Source organism: Myroides odoratus, from assembly GCF_965118575.1.
GTDB lineage: Bacteria > Bacteroidota > Bacteroidia > Flavobacteriales > Flavobacteriaceae > Flavobacterium > Flavobacterium odoratum_B.
In genome coordinates, this window is sequence record NZ_CBCPHW010000006.1 from 13,726 (window position 1) to 38,087 (window position 24,362).

General features: G+C 28.4%; 20 protein-coding genes and 1 tRNA gene. 14 read left to right on the top strand and 7 right to left on the bottom strand.

The genetic code is table 11. The features are described from left to right. Positions 1-66: 66 nt before the first annotated feature. A tRNA-Ser gene (locus tag ACMHJ2_RS06470) sits at positions 67-151 on the top strand. A gap of 272 nt (positions 152-423) precedes the next feature. Beyond that, positions 424-1,743 carry a site-specific integrase gene (locus ACMHJ2_RS06475; RefSeq protein ID WP_413512146.1) on the top strand — a complete coding sequence of 440 codons (1,320 nt, stop codon included), beginning with the start codon at positions 424-426 and terminating at the stop codon, positions 1,741-1,743. A 110-nt stretch (positions 1,744-1,853) separates the two neighbouring features. Here the strand turns inward: ACMHJ2_RS06475 and ACMHJ2_RS06480 are convergent, their stop codons facing one another. Next, a complete protein-coding gene (locus ACMHJ2_RS06480; protein ID WP_413512147.1) occupies positions 1,854-2,108 on the bottom strand; it encodes a DNA-binding protein in 255 nt (84 codons plus the stop codon). A gap of 217 nt (positions 2,109-2,325) precedes the next feature. Between ACMHJ2_RS06480 and ACMHJ2_RS06485 the strand changes: the two genes are divergently transcribed. Then, positions 2,326-2,724, top strand: a complete 399-nt coding sequence (locus ACMHJ2_RS06485; protein WP_002985533.1) for a helix-turn-helix domain-containing protein — start codon at positions 2,326-2,328, stop codon at positions 2,722-2,724. Positions 2,725-2,874: 150 nt separating this feature from the next. Continuing rightward, entirely contained in the window at positions 2,875-3,546 is a 672-nt protein-coding gene (locus ACMHJ2_RS06490; RefSeq protein WP_002985531.1) for a hypothetical protein, read from the top strand. Between the two features lie 183 nt (positions 3,547-3,729). Here ACMHJ2_RS06490 and ACMHJ2_RS06495 read toward each other — a convergent pair whose 3' ends face one another. Beyond that, positions 3,730-4,272 (bottom strand): hypothetical protein, encoded by a 543-nt coding sequence (locus ACMHJ2_RS06495; protein ID WP_413512148.1) that lies wholly within the window; start codon positions 4,270-4,272, stop codon positions 3,730-3,732. Positions 4,273-4,499: 227 nt separating this feature from the next. On the opposite strand from ACMHJ2_RS06495, the gene ACMHJ2_RS06500 reads away from it, so the two are divergent. The 3 genes from ACMHJ2_RS06500 (at position 4,500) to ACMHJ2_RS06510 (ending at position 8,338) form a co-directional block, all read left to right on the top strand. Then, positions 4,500-6,134: a hypothetical protein gene (locus ACMHJ2_RS06500; protein WP_413512149.1), complete on the top strand. Its 1,635-nt coding sequence runs from the start codon at positions 4,500-4,502 to the stop codon at positions 6,132-6,134. A gap of 22 nt (positions 6,135-6,156) precedes the next feature. Next, on the top strand, positions 6,157-7,689 hold the full coding sequence (locus ACMHJ2_RS06505) for a hypothetical protein (protein WP_413512150.1): 1,533 nt from the start codon (positions 6,157-6,159) through the stop codon (positions 7,687-7,689). Positions 7,690-7,867: 178 nt separating this feature from the next. Further along, positions 7,868-8,338, top strand: a complete 471-nt coding sequence (locus ACMHJ2_RS06510) for a JAB domain-containing protein (RefSeq protein WP_413512151.1) — start codon at positions 7,868-7,870, stop codon at positions 8,336-8,338. Positions 8,339-8,402: 64 nt separating this feature from the next. Here the strand turns inward: ACMHJ2_RS06510 and ACMHJ2_RS06515 are convergent, their stop codons facing one another. Together ACMHJ2_RS06515 and ACMHJ2_RS06520 are read right to left on the bottom strand one after the other, a co-directional pair. After that, positions 8,403-10,703, bottom strand: coding sequence for a restriction endonuclease (locus tag ACMHJ2_RS06515; RefSeq protein WP_413512152.1), 2,301 nt, complete (start codon positions 10,701-10,703; stop codon positions 8,403-8,405). Between the two features lie 196 nt (positions 10,704-10,899). Further along, positions 10,900-11,334, bottom strand: a complete 435-nt coding sequence (locus ACMHJ2_RS06520) for a DUF3408 domain-containing protein (RefSeq protein WP_413512153.1) — start codon at positions 11,332-11,334, stop codon at positions 10,900-10,902. A gap of 820 nt (positions 11,335-12,154) precedes the next feature. On the opposite strand from ACMHJ2_RS06520, the gene ACMHJ2_RS06525 reads away from it, so the two are divergent. The 7 genes from ACMHJ2_RS06525 (at position 12,155) to ACMHJ2_RS06555 (ending at position 22,478) form a co-directional block, all read left to right on the top strand. Then, positions 12,155-14,275 carry a hypothetical protein gene (locus tag ACMHJ2_RS06525; protein ID WP_413512154.1) on the top strand — a complete coding sequence of 707 codons (2,121 nt, stop codon included), beginning with the start codon at positions 12,155-12,157 and terminating at the stop codon, positions 14,273-14,275. A 228-nt stretch (positions 14,276-14,503) separates the two neighbouring features. Further along, positions 14,504-16,273: an ATP-dependent nuclease gene (locus tag ACMHJ2_RS06530; RefSeq protein WP_413512155.1), complete on the top strand. Its 1,770-nt coding sequence runs from the start codon at positions 14,504-14,506 to the stop codon at positions 16,271-16,273. Between the two features lie 268 nt (positions 16,274-16,541). Further along, positions 16,542-17,882 (top strand): hypothetical protein, encoded by a 1,341-nt coding sequence (locus ACMHJ2_RS06535; protein ID WP_413512156.1) that lies wholly within the window; start codon positions 16,542-16,544, stop codon positions 17,880-17,882. Between the two features lie 68 nt (positions 17,883-17,950). Then, a complete protein-coding gene (locus tag ACMHJ2_RS06540) occupies positions 17,951-20,254 on the top strand; it encodes an ATP-binding protein (RefSeq protein WP_413512157.1) in 2,304 nt (767 codons plus the stop codon). Positions 20,255-20,647: 393 nt separating this feature from the next. After that, entirely contained in the window at positions 20,648-21,205 is a 558-nt protein-coding gene (locus tag ACMHJ2_RS06545; RefSeq protein WP_038987123.1) for a hypothetical protein, read from the top strand. A 112-nt stretch (positions 21,206-21,317) separates the two neighbouring features. Continuing rightward, positions 21,318-21,593 carry a hypothetical protein gene (locus tag ACMHJ2_RS06550; protein ID WP_038987122.1) on the top strand — a complete coding sequence of 92 codons (276 nt, stop codon included), beginning with the start codon at positions 21,318-21,320 and terminating at the stop codon, positions 21,591-21,593. Positions 21,594-21,854: 261 nt separating this feature from the next. After that, positions 21,855-22,478, top strand: coding sequence for a GIY-YIG nuclease family protein (locus tag ACMHJ2_RS06555; RefSeq protein ID WP_283840008.1), 624 nt, complete (start codon positions 21,855-21,857; stop codon positions 22,476-22,478). Between the two features lie 117 nt (positions 22,479-22,595). Here ACMHJ2_RS06555 and ACMHJ2_RS06560 read toward each other — a convergent pair whose 3' ends face one another. From ACMHJ2_RS06560 to ACMHJ2_RS06570, 3 genes are read right to left on the bottom strand one after another with little or no spacing between them, the layout of a single operon-like run. Further along, positions 22,596-23,084, bottom strand: a complete 489-nt coding sequence (locus ACMHJ2_RS06560; protein ID WP_286397775.1) for a hypothetical protein — start codon at positions 23,082-23,084, stop codon at positions 22,596-22,598. A 3-nt stretch (positions 23,085-23,087) separates the two neighbouring features. After that, complete coding sequence (locus ACMHJ2_RS06565; RefSeq protein WP_286397777.1) at positions 23,088-24,002, bottom strand: relaxase/mobilization nuclease domain-containing protein; 915 nt, start codon at positions 24,000-24,002, stop codon at positions 23,088-23,090. Between the two features lie 2 nt (positions 24,003-24,004). Then, complete coding sequence (locus ACMHJ2_RS06570) at positions 24,005-24,304, bottom strand: plasmid mobilization protein (protein WP_286397779.1); 300 nt, start codon at positions 24,302-24,304, stop codon at positions 24,005-24,007. Positions 24,305-24,362 lie beyond the last annotated feature (58 nt).

Genomic DNA, 24,362 nt, shown 5'->3' on the forward strand with positions numbered 1-24,362 from the left:
CTTTTTTGCATAATTAAAAAAACGCACTATATTTGCACTCGCAATACAGTAGTAAAGCAGACCACTGGAGAAATGGCAGAGTGGTCGATTGCGGCAGTCTTGAAAACTGTTGACTGTAACAGGTCCGGGGGTTCGAATCCCTCTTTCTCCGCTGATTTATAAAAGATAACTTTTTAAAAGTCATCAAAAAAGCACAAAACCTATGATTCATAATGAGTTATAGGTTTTTTCTTTTTTAGGGGTATCGCATTTTATTCAAAAATGCACAAAAAAAAGTTACAGATTCGGTGCACAAAAAAACAGGTAAGCGATGTGCATCTTTTAACTGAGCAAACCCAGACGCCAAAGGGTGCCAGAGAGTTTTAGACTGTGTTTTTGGAACGTTTTAATTCGACATTTATTAATATTTAAAACAGTTGAATTATGTTAGAAAAACAGTTGTCAATTAATTTCTTTCTCAAACCAAGTAGAGAGAAAAGTGATTTAAGAGGTGTTTACCTAAGAATCACAGTAGATGGTATTCGCAAAGAGACTTCTCTAAGTCATAAATGGGATATCAACAGATGGAACCAAAAAGCAGGTCGTGCCAATGGAGCTAAAGAAGATGCTAAAACGCTAAATTACATTTTAGATACAATCGTATCTAAGATTACCAAGTACAAATTAGAACTTTTAAGTAATGAAGAGCCTATTACTGCTTCTGTACTTATGGATTATATCCAAGGTAAAGGAACTAGTAAGGCTAAAGTTTTAGAAGAATTCCAAAAGCACAACGATGAAATCTTTAAACTTGTGCCTAAAGAGTATGCTATTGGAACACATGAAAGATATGTAACAGCAAGATCACATGTAGCAGAGTATATTCGTTATGTCTATGGTAAAGAAGATATAGAGTTTAGAGAACTCAATTATGAGTTTGTAATTGGCTATGAACACTATTTAAAGACCGTTAGAACGTGTTCTAACAACACAGCTATAAAGTATATCTCAAACTTCAAGAAGATTGTTTTACGAGCTGTAGCAAAGGGAATTATTTCTTCAAATCCTTTTGTACAATACAAACCTAAAAAAACTAAGCTCAATAAGAAACCATTAAGCAAAGAAGAGTTATCAATTTTGGAAAACAAAGAGTTTACTAATGAGAGACTGACTACAGTTAGAGATGTCTTTGTTTTTCAGTGTTATACTGGTCTTGCTTATATCGATGTATTTCAGCTAAAGAAAAGCGATATTACAAAGGATGAAGAAGGTAATTTGTGGATTAGAATTAACAGACAAAAGACAGATGCTAATATCACTATACCATTACTTCCAAAAGCTATTGAGATAATGGAAAAACATAAAGATCATCCTGATTGCATTGGAAAAGACGTAGTGCTTCCTGTTCGCTCTAATCAAAAGATGAATGAGTATTTAAAAGAGATTGCTTCACTGTGTGAAATAAGTGAACTAAACACACACAAAGCAAGAAGAACTTTTGGAAGTACAGTAACTCTTGGTAACGGTGTTCCTATTCACGTAGTAAAAGAAATGTTGGGGCATCACTCTGTTAAACAAACTGAGGAATACGCTCTAACAGAAGAAGAGTCTATCAAAACCGAAATGCAGAAATTAAAAGGTAAGCTTGAAACAAAAGCAAATAAACATGCTGATAGTTACACAGACTTAATTGAGAGTTTAAAAAATCTAAATCCTGATAAATTAGCTCAGCTAACTACCTTTATTAATCAGTTAAATGGATAATAAAAACTCCCTTGGATTCTCTACAATTTCTAATAATTCAACTGTCATATTTGTAGCACAGAATTCGAGGGAGTCAATTTTCAACCTTTTTAATGAGTAGAAGTTAACTTCTACTCATTAAAAAGGTTCATAATATCTTTTCTGTTGTAGTAATACGAACCAAGTATTTTGCGATACTGTAATTTACCACTGATACGTAATGTTTGGAGTGAAGCTGGTGAAATACTGAGTAATTGTCTTGCTACTTTAGCCTTTACCCATTCAAGAGAACTTTCCTTGTTTTGTTTAACTAATAACTCTTTTAACTCTCCAATGATTGTTTGAGCAAATAGCTTTAAATCTTCTTTTGTGATTTGATTTTCCATGATAGTTGTTTTTTAGGTTAAACAACTAAACTAAGACCGAAACAAGCGAAGCTTGTTTTTTTAGGATTTTTTAGGTCTATTTGGCTTTATCTAGTCCATTGAACAACTATAATATTCTCATATTGGGATATCTTACCGATTATTTTATAACTTTACAATTCAATCTTTTTTAAATCATTGGCTTTATCTTTGAGCCTTGTTAACTCGACTATTAATTATGGAACATAAAATACATCAAGGAAGAAATGTAAAGCGTTTTAGAGAAATGCTTGGAATCAAACAAGAAGTTCTTGCTTTTGATTTAGGAGATGATTGGAATCAAAAGAAGATATCTCTACTGGAACAGAAAGAAATCATTGATAACTCATTGTTACAACAGATTTCTAAGGTACTTAAGATACCTGTTGAAGCAATTGAAAATTTTGATGAAGAACAAGCAGTAAATATTATCTCGAATACTTTTACGGAAAATTCAGCAATTAACTTATACTGCAATATAAATCCAGTTGAAGCAATTGTGCAATTACACAATGAAAAGATTGCTCTGTATGAGCGTATGCTTAAAGAAAAAGATGAGATGATGAATCGCTTAGAAAAGTTGATTCAAAGTAAATAGATAAAAAACTAGATATATTATAAAAGCTTAATCTACTGGTTAGGCTTTTTTGTTGGACTTTCTTTAAGTTGACAAGAGATTATGGAAAACCATATCAATAAAGTATTTATTATTTATATGTTTGAATAATATTTAACGAAAACGATTATTATGATTAAAAGATTTATTTTAATTGGAATTGTTTTATTACTCATAGGATGTGGTAATAAAAGACAAGAAGAAAGTAAACAATTTACTTCTGAACAAGAACATGTTCAGAAAGAATCAACCCCACAAAATAACAATTGGAAAGTAATAAATGTTGAAAATCATCCTAATTTAAATAAAAGTATAGTCTATGTTGCATTAAAAACAAAAATTTCTGAAGACGTATTAAAAGATATTGGAGAAACAATTAGAAATATGTATTCTGTATCAAATTTGTATGTTTTTTACAGTATTGAGGATGGTGACGAAAACTGGGCATATACACACTTTAGACCTTCTTTGGAACTAAGAATAATAGGTTCTACCATTGAACAAGATAATAAGATAGAAGAATCAGAAGAAGTCAAAGGTGACATTTTAGGTAAATGGAAAAGTCATAATAGTCTAATGGGATCAGTTTTAATATATCATCAGATAGGTAAAATAAAGTACATGACAATAAAGTTTTCTGATGGAGGAGAGTCTGTAAAAAAAGTAAAGGTATCGTCCAAAAAAGGGAAAATGCAATTAACGGATGATAATGGATTTGGGGAGTATTATATACTAGAAGAAAATGGTAATTTGGGAATGTATGGAGAGAATGGCAAATTTGATGAGGCTGTAAAAATAGAGTAGAAATACTAAATGTCTTTTGTAATCATCAAATAAGATACATTGTTGCCTATATTGTATAGTTGATGATAAAGCAATTTTCTTTTCCTAAAAAGAAAAGACAAACCCCATTATTTGGATATAATAATAGAAAAAGGTAGAATTACTATGGATGGTATTCTACCTTTTTTGTTTTTAGATAAATATTTATCGATAAGAGGTTGTATTTCTTTGCTGAATAAGTTTAAAAGCATCTAACATTTTATGAAAGTTGAGCATTGAGACGTTACAACAATAATCTTTTTGATATTTACTATTAGCCATTGTAGCTAAGATTAAATCAAAGAATGATTTGTTTACTTGTTCAATAGTAAATCGATTAAAAACATTCTCAAATACTATATAAGGATTCTTACATTCATCTTTATTCAAATATTTAATCCTCTTTAGTTCTTCATCAGATATTTCAGAAATTGTGAGACCTTTTTTATAAAACTTCTTTGGTTTTAGATATATCCTATATCCTGCTTTAAATATGGATTGTAAAACAGTTGCATCATAGATAACCTCAGAAGCACTTATTTTATCATACATCTTATGACTTAAAGTATAGCAACAGTAATTGCGTAATTGCTCTTGGAAATATTCTATATCGGCAAGTTCTATTAGCCATTTGAGTAGTTCATACGGACATTCAATATTATCTTTTGTCCATAAATGAGATTCTAAAGTAAAATCATATGTTTTCATAATTTAAGGTTTTAGGTTACTTATAAAGTTACCTTACTATAAATCAGTAAACTATTCGCGTTCATTGGTAAATTATACGCTTAAAATTAAAGACGATTTAATTTAATAATGATGAGTATTGGGGTTTGAATGAAAAACGATAGGTGAATATAATATGCTCTTTCAGAATAGATTACCGTAATCCAAGATAAGAACTTGCAGTTGTTAACCTTAAACACTGTAAGCTTATGAAGACTAAATTAGAAATCAACGAATTACAAGGTATCCCTCTTGTAGTTCAAGAGAAACTACTCTATGAGATCAATAAGGGGAATGTTGAATTAATCTTTGCAACAAGTCCGCATTTTTCAGCTATCAAGCAAATAACGGTTATTCTAAATAAGAATATACTTGAGACCAAAAGACAAGAACTACAAGAATCTTCTTGGACTAAAGAAGTGTTTGAACAGTTTGGTGTTGTTGTAACGTTTTGTAAACACATCGTTTTCCCTTTTGAAAGCGATTTTCACTTTACTTATTTATCTCTTTATCTTAATCCACAGTTTATTATCTATTCTCGTAAAGAAAGTAGTTGGGGAAGTCTATTACAAAACTTTTACACTTTCTCCATTAAAAGACAACTCCTACAACTTGACAATTGGGTATTGGAGGTAAAGCAGAAGCACGAGGATTATAAAGTTCGTTTTATTAATTCACTTGTTAAACAGAAGCAATTTCAAGCTGTATTAATTCTGTATGTACATATCATACGTCTTTACCTTCATAGCGTACAAAGCATATTATTTCCCAAAAGTGCTTTAATCTTTAATTCAGATGTAGAGTTATTGGAATCAATAGAAAATAACTACCCAGAACTAAGTCAAGTCTTTATCAATAATGAAATTGATAAAGCATATCTGTGTAATCTATTAAATGTTGATAGTAATAGCGAGATGACAATCGAAGAAAATGATCTTACTAAAGTTGAAAGTCTATGTACTGCTATAAGCGAACAATTTGAAAAAGGAGTCAATAGCTTTTTTACTCCAAGAATTGAGTATCTACTTAGTGATTTGAAAGGAAAGCAAATTTTCTCTAAAGTAGAATATGAACAGTTTATGCTTAATGCTGTGATTAAAAGACTTCTTCAAAGCTACCGTATTGACTTGATCTATTTGATTGAAAGTAAAGTTTCTAATGACTCTATAGAATTCCTCTTGTTTATAGTCGGTACTGATATCAAGATACAAATGGAACAGCATATGTCAACCTTAATTAGAAATCACTTTAATCAACGAGTTGAAATTACTTGTCTACTACATAAAACTACTTGGACAGAACGTCATGGTACAAAGTTCTTGCCTTTTATCTACAAACGTATCACAGATGATAATGTAGTATACAGTAGAACCTCAAAAAAGCATGCTAAGTTTATTCTTCCCGTTTTTGAACTGCCCGAAGATACTGATAGTTCTAATTGGCAAAAGGATTTTTGGAAACTATGCCAAGATAACTTAGATAGCCAATGGTTACAGATGGAGTTGTTTAGTTGTTCTACTTATCAGATTGGACATGTTGTACAGTTAGGAAGTATTTTCAAGCAATTGTGTCTTTCATTCTTATATAAGAAGTTGAACTATGTACCCCATTTTGCTAGTCCTCGTTACTTGTGGAAACTCGTGCAATGGGCTGATAGAGAGTATAGCAATCAGTTAATGAGTGTAGAACAGTCCGATGCTCTTTTTTATTTTTTAAATACAAAACTGCCTTACTTTCCAAGACAATCAACCCCCGTTAGTACTCCTACGCAAGAGCAGTATGTAAACACACTGCACATTTGTAATCACTTCTACAATCACCTTAAAAAATTATATACCAATTAATAACCCTTAAATATTTTAAATTATGGAAACTAAATTTCAATTATTAAAAGAGCAGAAGTTCCCTGAGAACCTAGAGAAGAAGCTCATAACAAGTATAACGGATAAACAAGTTAATACTATTTGGTATGGCGGAGTTTATGATTCATCCTATGATCTTGAAGTGTTCTGGCTTCGCGTAAAAGACAAAGAGGAAGCTACTAAAGTATTTAGTAAAAAGTATACTAAAGCACTCTTAGAAGACAGTAATTATCATATTGTATTATTGGATGATAACGATTTTGACTTACAAGATAAAGCAGGTAGAGCATTCACTAAATTATGTTTAGGTGATACGCTTTTACTCTACAAAGATGATAGTATAGAACTGCCAAGAAGTGATGGTTACTCGTATGATGTAGAGAGATACAAACTCAAATATATAGAAACCTATAAGCGTTTATCATCTTATTCAGATGATTTTATCAAAGAGGAAACCTCAGGAGTGTCTTATCTCTATTTAAAATTCTTTGAGCATGATTTAGATGTTATTGAAACAATGCTCTTTGGAACTACTAATACAAAATGTAACATTACAGAGAGACTGTTATTGCTTGAGCGAGTATTTGCTCCCATCAAGAGCCTTTTTATAAAGAAAGAGGAAAATTTATACTACATAATAGATTCGATTGATAGGGACTCTGAAACTGCATTATATGATGATTGGGCGTTAGCACTTCAGAAAGTTCAAGCGAAGTTGCATAGTGTAGTTATACAGTTGCTTGACAAACTCGAAGTAGATTCAAGATCATATAAGATAAAATCAAAAGGTAAGGCAAAGAAGAAAAAAGTATTCAAGCATTTGTATCAATTATTTCCTCTAACTAAGACTAAGGGAGTAGAGGAAATCTATAAATTTCATGAAACTGTAATCTTCGAAGCTGAAAGAACAATTAAACATTTTTATCTTTTAGTGCTTACTATTAAAGAGGAAATTGACGAAGTACAAAAGGTAATTGATAGTTTTAGTTGTAAAGATGATAATGTTAGATTTACGATTATCGCTCATACAAGACTTTTTGTTCAAGAATATAGCTTTGAACACATCCATTTCTTTGAAAAGGTAATTAAAGAAGAAAATATAATCTACTCAAATGGGTATTATCCTTCCATTCATTGGATGAGTAATTATGACTGTGATTATAGTGAAAGTGCCTTTAGACTAGATTATTCAATCTCCAAAATTAATAAGTTAATTAAGAAGAACGTTATTAACTCTAAAAAGGAAGGTTTTATCTCTACAAATAAATTACATAGGTGCTTATATATAAAGCTACAGATGTATGTACTTTTTCACACGTACTATTTACCCCACACAACAAATTTAAAAACACTCATAGATTTAGCCATTTATGCAGATAATGAAAATGCATCTAAGCTGAGTAAACTGTTTAGTCAATTAGATTCCTTTTTGCTAATCTATACGCAGAAGAATACTGGGCAGAAAGACAATAATCTGATTTTAGATAGTTCTATTATTGAATCATTAAAGCAGTTCTTTGATTTTATAAATGCATAAAGTAAATGGGGGATATTTTTATTAAAAAATGCACAAAGTTAGGCAATGTCTAGCGGTTCGCTAACAAGAAATTCCCCCATAAATGCTTGACTAAAGTCTTCGCTTTATTGCGTTGCTTCTTGCGCTCGCTAAGCCATTACCAATTGTGGCTCCATAATTAATTTAAAAATTTAATAGTATGGAAACTACAGTTTTAAACACGGAATGGCTTATTGCCTCAGAAGTAGAATTAATTTACAAATCAAAAGTAAAAGCTTCACAGAGACCTCAGATTACATCTTCTTACAGTGCATATCAAATAGCATTAAAGGCTTGGGATAGTAATAAGATTGAATTATTAGAACAGTTTAAAGTTCTTATGCTTTCAAACAACAATAAAGTACTTGGAGTATTAGAAGCTTCAACGGGAGGAATAACCGCAACAATAGTAGATTTAAGAATTATTTTCTCAGCTTTACTAAAGGCTAATGCTACAGCTTTTATAATTATTCACAATCATCCATCTGGAAAGTTAGATCCAAGTGATGCTGATAGACAAATTACAAGAAAGATAAAAGAAGCAAGTAAGATACTTGATATTACTCTTTTAGATCACTTAATTATAACCGAAGAGAGTTACTACTCCTTTGCAGACGAAGGCACCTTATAAGGTAGGTGCCTTTGTTTTTTAAGATGTAAAACTGTGTTTACAAGATTTAATTTATAATTAAAAATCAAGAACGTTCAAATATTGCGTCAATATCATCCTCATTCGATGAGCTTGAATAATAACTACTGTAACTATCACGATTATAATCTGGCTCATAGCTTTCTAAATATCTTGTAACCTTGTAATCTATATCTACTCTTGAAACTATGTTAGATGTATCAAAGGCTATTCTATCTATTACTTTTATATTGAAATCATCTAAATAAGAATCTATATAACCCCTAATCTCGTCTTCAATTCCATGCCTGTCAATATCACAATCTGAATAGTAATAATCGTAATCATAATGATAATTTTGCTTAACATATTTAGAATAATCAATATCAAAATCATTATTGTCAACAATGTTTATCAAGTACCTTTCTAGTAAAGAGTCGATTTGAACAAAGATTTTTTCATCATCAACATCGTGTTTATCCACAAAATCCAAAAGACTTTTTAAGGTATCTTCATCATCAATATCTTCAATAAAACGGTACAAGAATTTGAAGTTTTTAAATTTAATTTCAGGTTCAAATTCTGATAATATCATTAATAATTCCCATACTTTATCACCGCTCGCATTTTCAGTATCTATAAGAGTATTTAAAAACAATTCTATTCTTTGAGTAATTTTTTCATTGAAAAAATCTAAATAAGAAAGAGCTATTAAAAAATCCCAATCTTCTTCATGCATTTTTCGGTCAAAAAAGTAATCAAATAAATTTTCTAGAATCCTGTTTGAATTAGAACGGGTGATTTTTTTCGAAAAAACTAAAGCTTGTAAATAAGCTATTGAAACAACAGTTTCTAACGATTTTAGTATATTGGAAATTAATTCAGTTTCTTCAGAATATGAACTTAAAATGAAATCAGCTATTGATGGGTTAAATAAAATATATTCAAATTCATTTTTATCAATTTGATTCCTATTTAATAATGATTTTGTTACTAATTTTCTTACTGCTTCAAAGCTTTTATCCGAATGATCTCCAAGGTTTACAGGATGAACTTTTAAAAAGGTAGTATAAGCATCTCTTAAGGTACTCTCAGAAATTTTACCTTTATTGAAAACAGTTAAAAATGTAAGAGCTCTCACACAATCATCCATTTGGTTTTGAAAATAATCAGCCCAAATAATTTCAGGCTTATCCAAACTATTTATTATATATTTCCAATAATCTTTCGGATGTAAATGTTCAGCGAGAGTAGAGTCAGTAATAAACTCTATTATTCGTGGGTTAAAGTTTCGATGTTTAATTATCTCCTTATATCTTTTGTTTTTATATATTTCTTCAATAAAATCTTCAGTTAAGTTAGAGTAGTATATATGATTATAAAGTATATGTGCTTTATCTATATTAGTTAAATTTTCAACTTTAAGTAAAAATTCATTTTCTCGAATTTTACCACTTTGAAAAATATGGCTTAAACTTGATGCCTTATTTAAAATATTGGTACGTGATGTAAGAATTAGTTTTTTAGAATTATCTCTGCGAATTCTATTTATAAATTTTACTATATGTGAATCTTTTTTATTATTGATGGCATCATATAAATTACTTCCTAAAAAATCATCACAATAGAATAGAATTTTCTTTTTTTCTTTTTCTCGAAATAAATTTTCAGCTTCACTTATATTCTCTTCTATGTCGCAAAATTCAAATCCCTTAGCTATATAGAACAACGCTAGATTATCTCCAAGAGTCGTTTTGCCAATTCCTGGTTCACCAGTCAATATAACCACATTATTTTCTTCAAGAATTCTTAATCCCTTATTATGATTTTCTGTTATTGCATATTTATAAGACTTTTCTTCAATATCGCGAATTGTACTTTCGCTTCGTCCCTTTATTGCGCTATTATAAAGTAAATCTAACACAATAGTGCTTGTTATCCATAATTTAAAGTTTCTTTCAACAATATCTTGGTTTTCTTTTTTTGATAAAAAAACATTTAAGTCTTCATTGCCATAAATATCTTTCTCTGATTTAATATATGGAGTAAAAATTTCTCTTATTTGCTGTTTGTTTTCTCGAGAGAGTTCTTGTGAAGTAACAAAAACATATTTATGAGGATTAAGTTTTTTAACTTTAGCTACCTCTTCAGACTTTAATTTTGAAATTAAAGAACTATAGGGGGTTTTTAAGTAATGTTTGCATTGTATAATACCTTCCTTTGACTCTCCTATCCAAAATCTACCATCAACACCTCCATCTTTACCAGATTTAAATATTTCTATCCTTTTATCTAACTCTCTCTCTATTATTGAAGCAACTAAAATTTCAAATTCCCTAGCATTTAGTTTTGAAAAATCATATTCCATATTTCAAATTAATTTTACATCCAAATTTAGCAAAAATAACTTCTCTTTTCGTTAGCGACATGTCATATCAAATATATTTGAAGATACAATCAGTGGTAATATACAGTTTTACTAAATAAAAATATTATAGAAAATAATATCAGAAACAGAAACTTGTGATAGTAAATAGAATTATAACTATTTAAAGTAATTGTATTTAAAATATAGGCTTATTCTTATCATTAAAACTTGTAGTTATCTGCTGTTCAAACTCATTGAAATGATGCTCTAATAAATTATATAAATAAGCATAGATAGTTAGTTTATTATCTGCGATGACCTGAACAATTCGAGAAAATATCTTGTGATGCTCAGGATCAATATAAACCGATTTTCCATGACGTGCTGTGCTTTTGACATCTTTAAAAAAGAGTTCTTCATAATCTATAGATTTACACTTTTTAGTAGAGTTTTGTTCTTTTTTTACACGTATTTGTTTCTTTGGTTCATCCACAGTTTCTTCCTCTTCGGCTCTTATACCTAGAGCATTGAGTTCAGCCTCTGTAAATCCCTTAGGCCTTAGCCCATCAACCATTAGTGCCATCATTGCTTCTTCGTCAATTCTATGTTTATTTTTAAATTCTTCATTCATAATTTCTTGCTTTTATATCTGTTTATAATTCTGTCTTTTTATGTTTTTAGTTAAATGTTATGTTGTCCTTTTAGTTGCAATCCCAATGTTTCAGACATTAAACAGTATAAAGGTTCTGTCAACAGTCTTTTTGTGGGTTTAATTGTTGGGAGTTATGTAAAGTCATAGCTACGATATTGCGTTTGCCCAACCATAACATTGATTAGACAAATAACTAGAGATATAGACAAAGTATGAAAAAAAGGTATTTAGGTGGCATACTTGGCGTTAACTAATAGGGGGTTAAACAGTATTCTCATTATAAAAAACATATTGTAAATATGTTGAAAAAGTTACCGCAAAGGTAACAGCAAGTTATGTTGTGAGGCACTCGAAATTAGAATCGTGCCATCAAAACGACTTGCTCTTGCAGAGGGCTAGAAAACTACTCCGAAGTCGCTAGTTTTTGTTGAAATCGTAGATAGACTCAAAATATTGAGTGGTTTACGGATTTCCGTAATAGAATTAACAAAAAAATTAATATGTTTGAAGGCAAGTAATAAGATACGAATTGAATATTTTGAAACACAATAAGTTGTTCATGTAACAAGTAAAGATATGCTGATTTTATATCGTTATCCTTTATTTACACAAGTTAGATGTGAATTAAATTATTTCGTTATATATCAGACTATTCTCTTTAAGCATCTTATTTACTTAAAAACAATTAGCTTAACATGCTGATTTTACGAAATGCTACTATAAATGTTTTTCACGAAACGGATGGTTGTATTATTCGTGAAGAAAGATGTTATCTGCAATATAAATACTACTATTAATTATGAAAGATAACCAAAGATTTTTGGAATTTGCTGAATCATTAAAACTTGTTAGAAAAACCAGAATCGAAGATTTTATTGAGGATAAAAATATTGATGATATTTATACGGATTTACTTCCAAACAATGGAATAATTAATAAACTTAATCTTCCACGAACAACACTGTTAGTTGGACGGAAAGGTACAGGAAAATCAACTATTTTTCAAAAATCTCAAAAAGATCTTATCTCGAATAAAAAGTGTATTTCAATTTATATCGATGTAAAATCTTTGTACGATAACTCAACGCCTGATATTCCAGAAGATGCAAAAAAATTAAGTATAGACTTCCATAAATACCTTTTATATAGTAATCTCGTTAAAGAAATAATACTTGAAACAAGAAGTCGATTAGATGAATTTGTTAAGGGCTCAATTTTTAAAAAAATATTAGGATTTGACCATAACCAAATTTTATCAATTAATCATGAATTAGATACCATTGAAACATCTATTAAGGACGTAATTAAAAATGTTGATTTATCCTTAATTCAATCTTTTAAAATGATTAATGAAAATAGTAATAACCAAAATGGAAATTCAAGTATTAAAATTTCAGAATCTCCAGGTATTGAATTTTCAACTAATTCTACTTCAACTCAATCTGCTAAGTCTGAATTTGAACAAACTTTAATAAAATATTTGGATATTAAAAAATGTCTAATCAATAATCTTATTAAAATAAAAAGCATTCTTGATATTGAACATTTGTATATATTTTTAGATGATTATTCTGAAATTGATGAGCAAGCACAAAAAGTTTTTATGGATTGGTTTATAGCTCCACTTGATAATTTATCAGATGATTTTGTTAAATTTAAAATTGCTACATATCCTAATAGGTTTTACTATGGAAGGTTAGATAATTCTAAAATTGATGAAATTTCTTTAGACTTCTTTGATGCTTTTTATTCATTTGAAAAAGAGGTTAATATTTCTAAAATGGAAACTTTAGCACTTGACTATACTAAAAGATTGATGAAAAAAAGGTTAAATTTATTCTTCCCTAATAATCATTGGGAACGCTTTTTTGATATTGAAGAAAATGAGCTATTTGATTTGCTTTTTAGTGTTTCTTTCAATATACCTAGGAAAATCGGTTACATTCTTTCATATTGCCACGAATCTTGCTTAATACACGATCATAAAATAACTAAAACGGCTATTGAAAACGCTTCTCAAAGATATTATACAGATATAATATTGAAATATTTTTTAGCTAATCAATTTGTATCAAAACCATTTGCTGATAAGATTTCAAATGAACATCAATTTGAACTTCTGAACAAATTAATTGATAGACAAAAAGTTAATTCTAGTCCTTTAAATAGATCAACAGTAAAGGGTAAGCCAACAAATCATTTTACAGTAAATAAAAGAATATCATCACTTCTTAATAATCTAGAACTAAATGGTTTCATTACAACATATAATCATGTGATGGATAAAACAAGTGAATTATCTGTAATTTACTCATTAGACTATGGTCTTTGTAAGAGACAAGGGTTAAATTTTTCAAGAGCCGATAATCCTAAATTATCTGATTATTTTTCACATTCGCGTTTTAATATGAATGTTTTAATAACTGAATATTTTAGTCATACACAGATTATTAAATGTAACATTGGGCATGAGTTTCCTTATGAAATGTTAGAGAATCTTAAATTATTCAAAATGAAATGTCCTACCTGTCTCGATGAAGGGAAAATATCAATATGTGATGTTACAATTTCAAATCTTGATGTAAAAAAACAACTAGAAGCCATTGAAACTTCTCAAAACAACAAAATAACTTTTTATGAATTTCAAGTTTTAGATTATTTAAAAACCATCAACAAAACAGTTAGTACAGATACTATTTCCAATGCATTAGATAAGAGTTCAACAACTATTATTTCTATAATACATAAATTAAATGAAAAGGGATTAATTACGCAAGACCTTGCAGTTAGTAAAAAATTAAAGAAAGATTTTTATTATATAAGTGAAAAAGGCGAAAAACATGTTGCTAAAATTTTAGAAATGATTCAAAAAATTGTTGAAAAAAATGAGCGTGATAATAAAAAAAATAATCAGCATTAAAATATACTGTTGCTAACATGGGTTTCGACAAAATAGCTAGTTTCTCTTAAGATTGAAGATTAATTTTACAACCCACAAAAGCCAATTATATGAACTATTTTCTTAAATTTAGTCAATTAATTGGCTTTTGGTCTAAGTGCGCTGAATTGAAACTTTTACTTTCAATTCCCGCCACTTCGCAAAGCCCAGGCACGTTATATACGATCATAAACAAAATAACACCTACTAATGGGACACATCATAAGCAAAATTAATATTCAAAATTTCAAATCAATAATCAATCAAGAATTTGAATTATCAAATTTCACTCCCTTAGTTGGTTATAATAATGCTGGAAAATCAAATATTCTTGAAGCAATAAAATGGGTATTAAGAAAAACATCTTTGTCTTCTTCTTCTTTTAATAACTTAACCCAACCAATAGTTATTTCTGCTTCAATCGATGGAATTTCGGAAGAAATTTTAAATAATATAGATCCAGCACATAGAGCTAGAATTGAACCTTTTTTAGATAATGGCACTTTAACAATTAAACGAATTCAATCAACTCCAGCACAAACTGTTGCTCAAATTCAATTACAGGTTTTAGATCCTAATGACAATGTAACTTGGCAAAATAATCCTGCTGGTATTGACAATGCTATTAAAGACTTGTTTCCTGAACCAATTCAAATTGGTGCAATGGAAAATTCCGAAGATGATATATCAAAATCAAGTAGCACTTCTACAATTGGTAAATTATTAGCTGAAATAATTGGCCCAATTGAGCAACAATATGGTCAACAAGTTAACGCAGCCTTAAGTGGATTAAAAGAAATTTTAGATGTTGAAGGCATTAATCGTGCACCTGAATTAGATACTTTTGACCAACAAGTAAATACAAAATTAGATGCATTCTTCCCTGATATTAGAGTAAAAGTGCACATACCTACACCAGAAATAAAAGAAATATTTAAGAAGGGTACAATAAAAGTATATGAGAATTTTTTTCCTAACGCAAAAGATGTTAGTTCATTAGGTCACGGAGCACAAAGATCAATACAGATGACTTTAATTAGGCATTTGGCAGATTTAAAATTAGAACAACAAATAAATAGAACAACAACACTTTTATTAATTGATGAACCAGAATTATATTTACATCCTCAAGCTATTGAAATTTTAAGAAATTCATTAACAATATTATCCAGTCAAGGTTATCAAGTAATTTTTACTACACATTCACCTTTTATGATTACTCAAAAAGATGTTGCTAATACAATTCTGGTAAGAAAAAATGATTTGCAAGGTACCTATAAGAGGACAACATTAAAATCGGCAATTCCTACAATTGAAAATCAAGCACCACATCAACTAACTTTACTGTATTCATTAAGTAATTCCAGTAATATTCTATTTTCAGAAAAAATAATAATAGCAGAGGGAAAAACAGAGAATAAATTAATTCCAGTTTTAATAGAGACTATCACAAGTAAAACAATATTACATCATAAAACTGCCCTTGTAAAATTAGATGGTTCAGGTAATACTAAGAAAACTATGCAAGTTTTGTCAACTATGGATTTACCTACAAAAGCAATTGTTGACTTAGATTATGCAATGAAAAATGGAATTTCAGAAGGTTATTTACAAGTAAATGATCCTGATATTATTGCTTGTCAAAATGAATTATCAAATATTGCTTCAACTAATAATATAACAATTGGTGCTGATGGTTGGCCGTCAAAAAACCCAAATATATCTGCTGCCGAAGGATTTGCAATACTTGCTCAAACTCCTAGTGTATTACATAATATCGAAAATATTTGTTTAAAACTTCAAGCACATAACATATGGGTATGGAAAAAAGGTACAATTGAGAATCATTTGAATTTGCAAGGTAAGAATGAAGCTGTATGGGCAAGCTTTTGTAATAATCTTGAAACGAGGAATCTTGAAACGCTTTTACCAAATGACTATCAAGAAATAGAAAATTGTATTAACTGGTTGCTTCAGTAATATCTAACAAATAGTTTTGTCTAGCAAAATGGAGAAAGAAGAGTACAAATAGCATAATTATTAATTTATTTCAAAACATAAAGTTTCATATTTTAATATCGTCAAGTTATAAGTATTACTGTGCAACTTTTACGCCCTATAAAAACACTATATATGTTATGTATAATTAAATAATTATTGTTTTTTGGGATTGTTTTGTTTAGTGCAATATATTTTCCTTCAACATTAAATTTTTTTAGTACGTTAAGCAAGAAAAAAACTCGCAAAAATGAATCAAATAGAAAAAAAAGAGATATTAAAGAGTTTAAACGAGAAAGAATTTCGCCAAGACCTTATTATACCATTGTTAAGTAAAATGGGATATTTAGCTCCTATTGAATATCATGGTACAAATGAAAGAGGAAAAGATATTATATGTTTTGAATATGACAAGCTAAATGAGCAAAGATTTTTATCTGTAGTTGCAAAAAAGGGAGATTTGACAGGCAATGCTGCAACAAACACAGGGTTAATGAATGTTGTAAATCAAGTTCGACAAGCATTTGACAATCCATATGAGGATCTTTTTAATATGAGACTAGTTTTTATAAATGAAGTGTGGGTTATGACAACTGGTAAAATAGTCAGCGGCGCTCAAGATTCTGTAATTCACACATTAAGAAAAAACAACCTTGACAAACAAATTAGAATTATTGGAGATGATAGACTAATACAAGTAATTGATCAACATTTTAGTACTTATTGGAATTCTAATTTAGAAACGAAAGAAAGTGTTATTATTCAAAGAGATCGTCTCATTGCATTTATTGAATCACTTTTATCTGCCAATAATATTAACAAATCAACTATTGAGTCTGTTAAATCATCAATACTTTATTCTAATTTTAACCCTCTTATTTCAAAAAATATTGATGGTCTTCATATTACAAGTGTATCACCTTATTCTATTGAATTAGGTATAATAGATGATGAATTTGATGATTATATTGTTTCATATATATATGGTGTGACAAGTAACATTTTTCAAAAAACAAAAAGACAATTATTACATAGTTTTTTTGATATTGAAGAGACAATTGAGCATGCAAATAAAATTTCAAAAATTACAGACCCTTGGGAATTTGTAACTAAAACTCGTTTGAATTTAGGTAGAGAATATCCATTTGAAAGACCATATGGAGAAGCTTATAAATTTATGGATAACATTGCATATTTAGAAGAAGGTTTAAATGAATTAAAAATATTTAAGGCTTTTCTAAAACATAAAGGTAAAATTAAGTGGGTTAAAGAATTAGCAAAATCAATAACAGAATTATTACCTGAAATTGAAAATATAATCAGTAATAATAAGGAAGAGGAAATAGTATTTAATTATAAATTGAATGATCAAGAGAATAAAATACTAATTGAGTATAACAATATTAATATGACTTGTTTTACTTCTAAATTCAAAAGAATAGAAATTAAAGGAGCTAATCGAAATAAAGACGGTTCTCTTAAGCCTAGCGTAGTAATTGATTTTGCATTATTACACTTTAGAAAATATATAGAGGTACAATTACAATATGATGATGAAAAATGGTTGCAAGAATATGAAGAAGAAGTATAAATTACTTAACACTAAAATATGTGTTATAAAAGGTTTAAAAAGATTACTATATTTCACGTATAAACAACATGAATAAATACAATTTTTCCACATTAAATGATAAAGAATTTGAGGAAATTTCAAAGGATTTATTAAATGCTAAGTTTAATCTCGGGTTACAAAGCTTTAAAGGAGGTAAAGATAAAGGAGTCGATTTGAGATATTCTACAGATGAGAATAATAATGATACCATAGTTCAGGTTAAACACTTTATAAATTCAAAATTTTCAGACCTTAGATTTCAAATCAAAAATATCGAAAAGACTAAAATAGAGAAACTTAAGTGTAATAGATATATTCTTGTGACATCCTTAGATTTATCTGCTATTCAAAAAGATGAATTAAAAAAATTATTACATCCTTATGTTCTCAATTCAAACGATATCATAGCGCAAAATGATTTAAATGATTATTTAAATTTATTTCCTTCCATAGAAAAAACATATTATAAACTTTGGTTTTCAAGTACCGTAATTTTAGAAAATTTATTTAATAAAGCTTTAGAGGGACGTACTAAATATTTTTTGCAGTCTATATCAAATAAAATGAAATTTTATGTAATTAATGATAAAATGCATGAAGCTAATGAAATTCTGTCATCAGAAAAAGTTATTCTTATAACAGGAGAACCTGGTATTGGTAAATCTTCGTTAGCAGAAATATTAATCTCTATAAAATTAAAGGAAGGATTTCAAGTTTATAAAATAACCAAAATAGAAGATGTTGAAAATATAATCTCACAAGACAATAATGTATTACAACTTTTTTATTTTGATGATTTTTTAGGTGCTAATTATGCCGAATTACTTAATTCTTACAAAAATGAATCTCAATTAACTGATGTAATTGATAGAATAATTAATACGCCTAATAAGTTTATTATTTTAACTACACGTACAGTTGTGTTAAATACTGCAAATCAAAAATGTGAAAAAATAAAAAGATCAAGTATAAATATAGATAAGATAGAGTTAAAACTACAAGATTACTCTAAGTTTGAGAAAGCAAAGATTTTATATAATCATTTTTATTTCAATGATATAAAGAAAGAATTCTATGATGTAATTTTATCACGAAAATTTTATTTAGATATTATAAACCATCAAAATTATTCTCCTAGACTAATTGAGTTTATTACTAATAAATCTAATACTTTAAATATCTCTCCAAAAGATTTTAAACATTTTGTAATTAATCATTTAAATAATCCTAAAGAAATTTGGTCGCATCTATTTAATAACCAGATTGAAGATGCTGAAAGATTTATGTTAGTAACATTGTTTACTTTTGGTAATACTATAGAAGAGTCTAAACTAAGAATAGCATTTAATGAAAGATTGCAACATGAAAAGCTAAATAAGAGTTTCACAATAAAGAGTGATCAATTTAATAAATCATTAAAAATATTACAAGGTGGTTTTTTAAAATCTACTTTAGATAGTTCAGTAAACGAAAAGTTCTTTTCTTTTTTAAATCCATCTATAGTAGATTTTTTAATAAACTTTGTGGAAGCTAATGAATGTGAAAAAGAAAGTATTTTTGATAGTTTAATGTATTTAGAACAGGCAAAAAGGTTCTTGCCAACTAATGGTATTTTATCCTTAAATATTAATTTACAACAAAAACTATATCAACAAATTAACACAAAAAAACTATTAGATTTTGAAAAACTAACAGATAGTAAGATTTGTGACATTATTTATACTCTACTTGTTTATTGTAGTAAAATTAATACTGATCTATTAATTTTTAAATATTTGAAAAAAATAACAGAATTTAATTATTTAGATTTTAGTAATTTAATTTCTATTTTAGATAGAATTAATTCTAATGATTATCCTTTATCATTTAATTTCATTAAAGAAGACTTTATAAATATAATTGAATCTGTTATAGTATTAATAGATCATGAAGATAGTACTGAAATAATTATTCCTTTATTTGATAAATATAATAATTATAATACCTATTTAAACAATGCTCATGGTTCTAGTTTTATATCAGAAATAGCTACTAATATTCTTATTGCAGCATCTGAGGAGTTAATAGATCGTAATAGCTCTATTGTTTCAATTGAAAAAGTTAAAGATATTTATGATGAATTAGATAATATAAAGGAGATTTTGTATGATAATTTAAAAGAAAGTAGTATTCTTAATTTTGAATTTAAATATAGAGATGACCATTACTTTTGGGAACATAAAGTTTTTGAAAATGAATATAGTTATGATCGTTATAAGTATACTCGTGAAGAATATGAAGCACTAGAAAATCGTGAAGATTATGAAAGAGAATTTAATGAAGATAGCCAGATTGAAGATCTCTTTAGTTAAAAAAGTACCTTGTATAAATATTCTAAAGTAAAATCGGTAACTTTGTATAAGAATAAGAATCAAACGATTCCAATCATAGTTAAAAACTTTCGTAATTAGGTGCTCACCACAATTTAAAGAAGTAAGTATCTCTATTTATACAGCATACGAAGTAAAAGAGGCAATCCCTCTTTCTCCGCAATTCACCTTGAATGTCAGGTGATTACAAGAATAACACCCAATTTTACACCCAAAAATGTAAAGTTGGGTTTTTTTATTGAGCTTATTTAAGTAATTTAGACTTAAATTTGTTAAATGCTCATATAGTTGTTTTTAAAGAAGACTTTAGGATTAATCCAGACTTTATTTCCTTTGTTTAGGAAAAACAATTTATATTACTTACAATCAAACTTCATGAAAAGAATCATTTTATTAGTAATCATGTTATTACCCCTATTTGTTTTTAGTCAAAATAAAGAGGTTGATAAGAGAAACGGTTTTAAAGAAATTAAACTAGGAGAGCCTATAGAATCGTTTGGAAATCTAAAAGTTCTTCCTCAGAGTGATGATACTAAAATTGTAGGTATTTGGAATACCTCAGAAAACAATTTAAATTTTATATTCAGTTATAAAATAGATTTTTTCGAATTAACTTTTGATAAAGAGAGTAGAAAACTAATCATGCTTGATGCGAATATCATTATTCAGAAACCATACATAGATAAATATGTAACCAATATATGGGAATCAATCAATGATAAGTTAATTGTTAGTCTTGGTTTACCAAGTAAAGTCAGAAATAATCCAGTTTTTAGTTTAGAATGGTACGGTAAAAGCACAATTATAACAACAAGACTTATTCCTGATGAAATGAAACTTGATGATAATGCCAATACTATAGGATTAACACGAATAATTTTCACAGTGTTAAATCCTGAAGCGATTCAAGAAAAATTAAAGCAAGGATTCTAATTTACCATTTAAATACACAATATAAATGTCAATTTTAGGTTATCTTCAAAAATAGATAACAGTGAGTCAATTTAGCTTTTCTTCAACTTTAACATTTAAAATAACCGAAAATATGAAAGAACAAATAGCGGGAATAATTAGTTTATTAGGAGGTATAGGTTTAGTATTATCTACGTTAATCGTAATAGCTAATGAAAAAATCGATGACAACTTAGATTTTCTAATATTGATACTAATGCTGATTACAGGAATTTCAATTATTATGTATGTAATCTGGACAAAGTTTGGTAAAAAAGAATTTTCAGAGCTTAACAAATTGGAGTATGAAAACCAACTTTTAAAAAAACAAATTGAACAAAAGGAACTAAAGAAAAAGCTAGGAGAGTAAATAATGTTGTATTTTATAAAGAATCAAATAAAAACAAAGACTATCATCATAAATCATTGATATTTTGGAAATAACATTAAAGTTTTATCTAAATGCCAAATTTTAATAAGCGTTGCTAATATAAAAAAGTATATAGTTGACACTTATTTTTAATTTATAAGAGACTACGTGAAGTTTTTCAAATTGTAATAGAACAACAATACAAAAAACGTTCTACTTAATTAAAGAAGATAATTTGTTAGGAAAATTGTAACTACAATCATGAATCAATTAACATTTGAACAATTAGCATTTTTTAAAGAACAAAAAATTGAATTGAAATATGTTTTTAATGCATATGGCTTAAAGAAGGAAGAATATAAAGAAATCATGAAAGATTTAAACAAGATTATTGCATTTAATGTTACACCTTGTAAAGCCCATGGACATACATTAAGAACAAGAAGTGGACATTGTTGTCAATGTGATACTTCAAAAATTGCATTTCAATTAAGAGCCAATGCAAGAGGTGTTACATATCTTGCAGGTTCATTAGCTGGAGAACTGATAAAAATCGGTTATACAAAAGCTGTTGAAATAAGATCAGAATCGCTTAATCGAACTAAATATGCAAATTACTCTGATTGGGAAATTTTATTTGCAGTAGAAAGTAAATTCGCTGGAAAAATAGAAAACCTTGTAAATACTGAGCTTAATAAATATTTCATATCAAACAGTTATGAACACGATAGTCATAGTCAACAAACGTATGAAACTTTTAAATGTTCTTACGAAAAAGGTAAACAAATGATTTTAGAAATCTGCAAAAAAAATAATTTGGATTTTAAAATTGTAAAAGACAAACAAACGCGTAATTATAACTTTAAAAATCTAGTAAAAAGATAATTGAACAACAATATTTTGTAACTACTGCATACTTCCTTTTTTGGAAGGAAATATAAATTACAAACTTTTCTCAATATTTTAATAAATTGTTAAAAAACTCAAAAACAATTTTAAATATTATTTCTTTTTATTCCATTCATTAAAAGATTTAGCTACCTTAGGATTTTCTATAAAAAACTGATTTACATTTTCTAATTGATTTATTAATTGCTCCTTTTCGTTTTCTAAACGCTCATATTGGGATTTATCAATGGTATTCTTCACGGCTACATACATTGATAAGCCTGTTATAAAAAGTAGAAAAATGTTCAGCACTATCAAGTACAACAACCTTTTAGTACTAACAGCCTTATGAACTTTCAAAAGTTCTTCATTGTTTTTTGTTATCTCTCGATGAAATTGCTCGAATTCATTCCGTAATCGTTGCTGTTGTTCTTTTTCTATTTGTCGAAGTTCAGCAACATTTACTGTTACTTTGATATTGCTCAATTCTTTGATGGTATCTAAATGAGTTTTTTCACTTTGTTTAATTGTTTGCTCTAATTGTATGACTTGTTGAAGTAATAGTTCAGTCATATCAGTTAGTTTAGGTTGGTTCTTTGCCATAGTTTATCTTTTTAATGTTCTTCGTTTTCGTTTTTTCTGTTCATCATCTTCATCATTACCACCAAACTGTAAAATAGATAACATACTAAATAAAATAGATGTGTCTGTTTTCCAATTCTGCATTTGTGGTTCAGATGACTCTTGATTGGTAAAGAGTTTGTTTGCTTCATCTTTAGGCTCTGTAATTACTGTATTTTTAAATAAGTCATTGAGTTTCATGTTTCGGTCAACTTCACTTGCTTTTAGGTTTGTACCTGTTGGTAAATGAATAAACCGATACCCTTGAATGCTCCCCTGTTTATTAATAGTTGGTTTAACCTCAATCTCTTTTTCCAGCATTAGATGAATGTACTCTTGTAAATCTTTTGGCTTCTGCCTTAATACATCTCCATGAGCTGTTTTAATGTCGTTTTTAGCTATTAAGTTTGTGTTGTTGGCTCTTTGCTTCTTGTTCTCATTTTCTTGCCTTATAGAAGTCCATCCGTATTTAAGTGCTATTTCGTGAGCTACTCTTTGAGCTTCAAAACCAATATAATTATCTTTTAATGCCTTTCCGTTTTCATCTATGCGATTGGCAATGATATGAATATGCTTGTGCTCTTTTTCTGTATGAACAAAAGCAATGTATTGAGCTTTAGTAGGATCGATTTGTAAACCAAGTAAAAACTCAACCGCTAACACTCGTAAATCTCTATCACTCATCTTTTGACTATCTGCAATGGTTGGAGATATAACAGCTGATATTGTGTTGTTTTTGCATCTGCTGTTTTGATTTTGTAATATCTGCATTGTTTGAAACATATCTTTCGGAGTTTCCCCCGAAAGATTATTTCTCAATAGTTCATATCCTTTTTTAGAATCTATCACGTAATTGAATAACGCTGTGCCACCAACACAGGATTTTGCTTTAGCTATCATAATTACAGTAGTTTTTGTAAGTGAGTCCGAATTAGATTAGCTGTTTCAATAGTATCCTGTTTAACTCCTGTTGTATCGCCAAGCTTAAAAAGGTTGCTTATTCGCCTAAAATTATCTGCGTATTTGTTCAGTAATTTGTAAACTTCTACTTCTTCAGGAGTTAATTTATAGGCTAAAGTATAATCAAGTGCGGTGTTTCGAATGTATTCTGAAACGCTACAACCTACTTTTTCTGCTTTATTTTTTATGATTAGAGCTTCTGTAAGGGTAACTCTAAATTCTATCTTCTTTGTTTTTTTCATCGTTTTACCCATTTTGCGACCTTCGGGAGAAAAACGAGTGGTCTTTGGTTGTCAAATT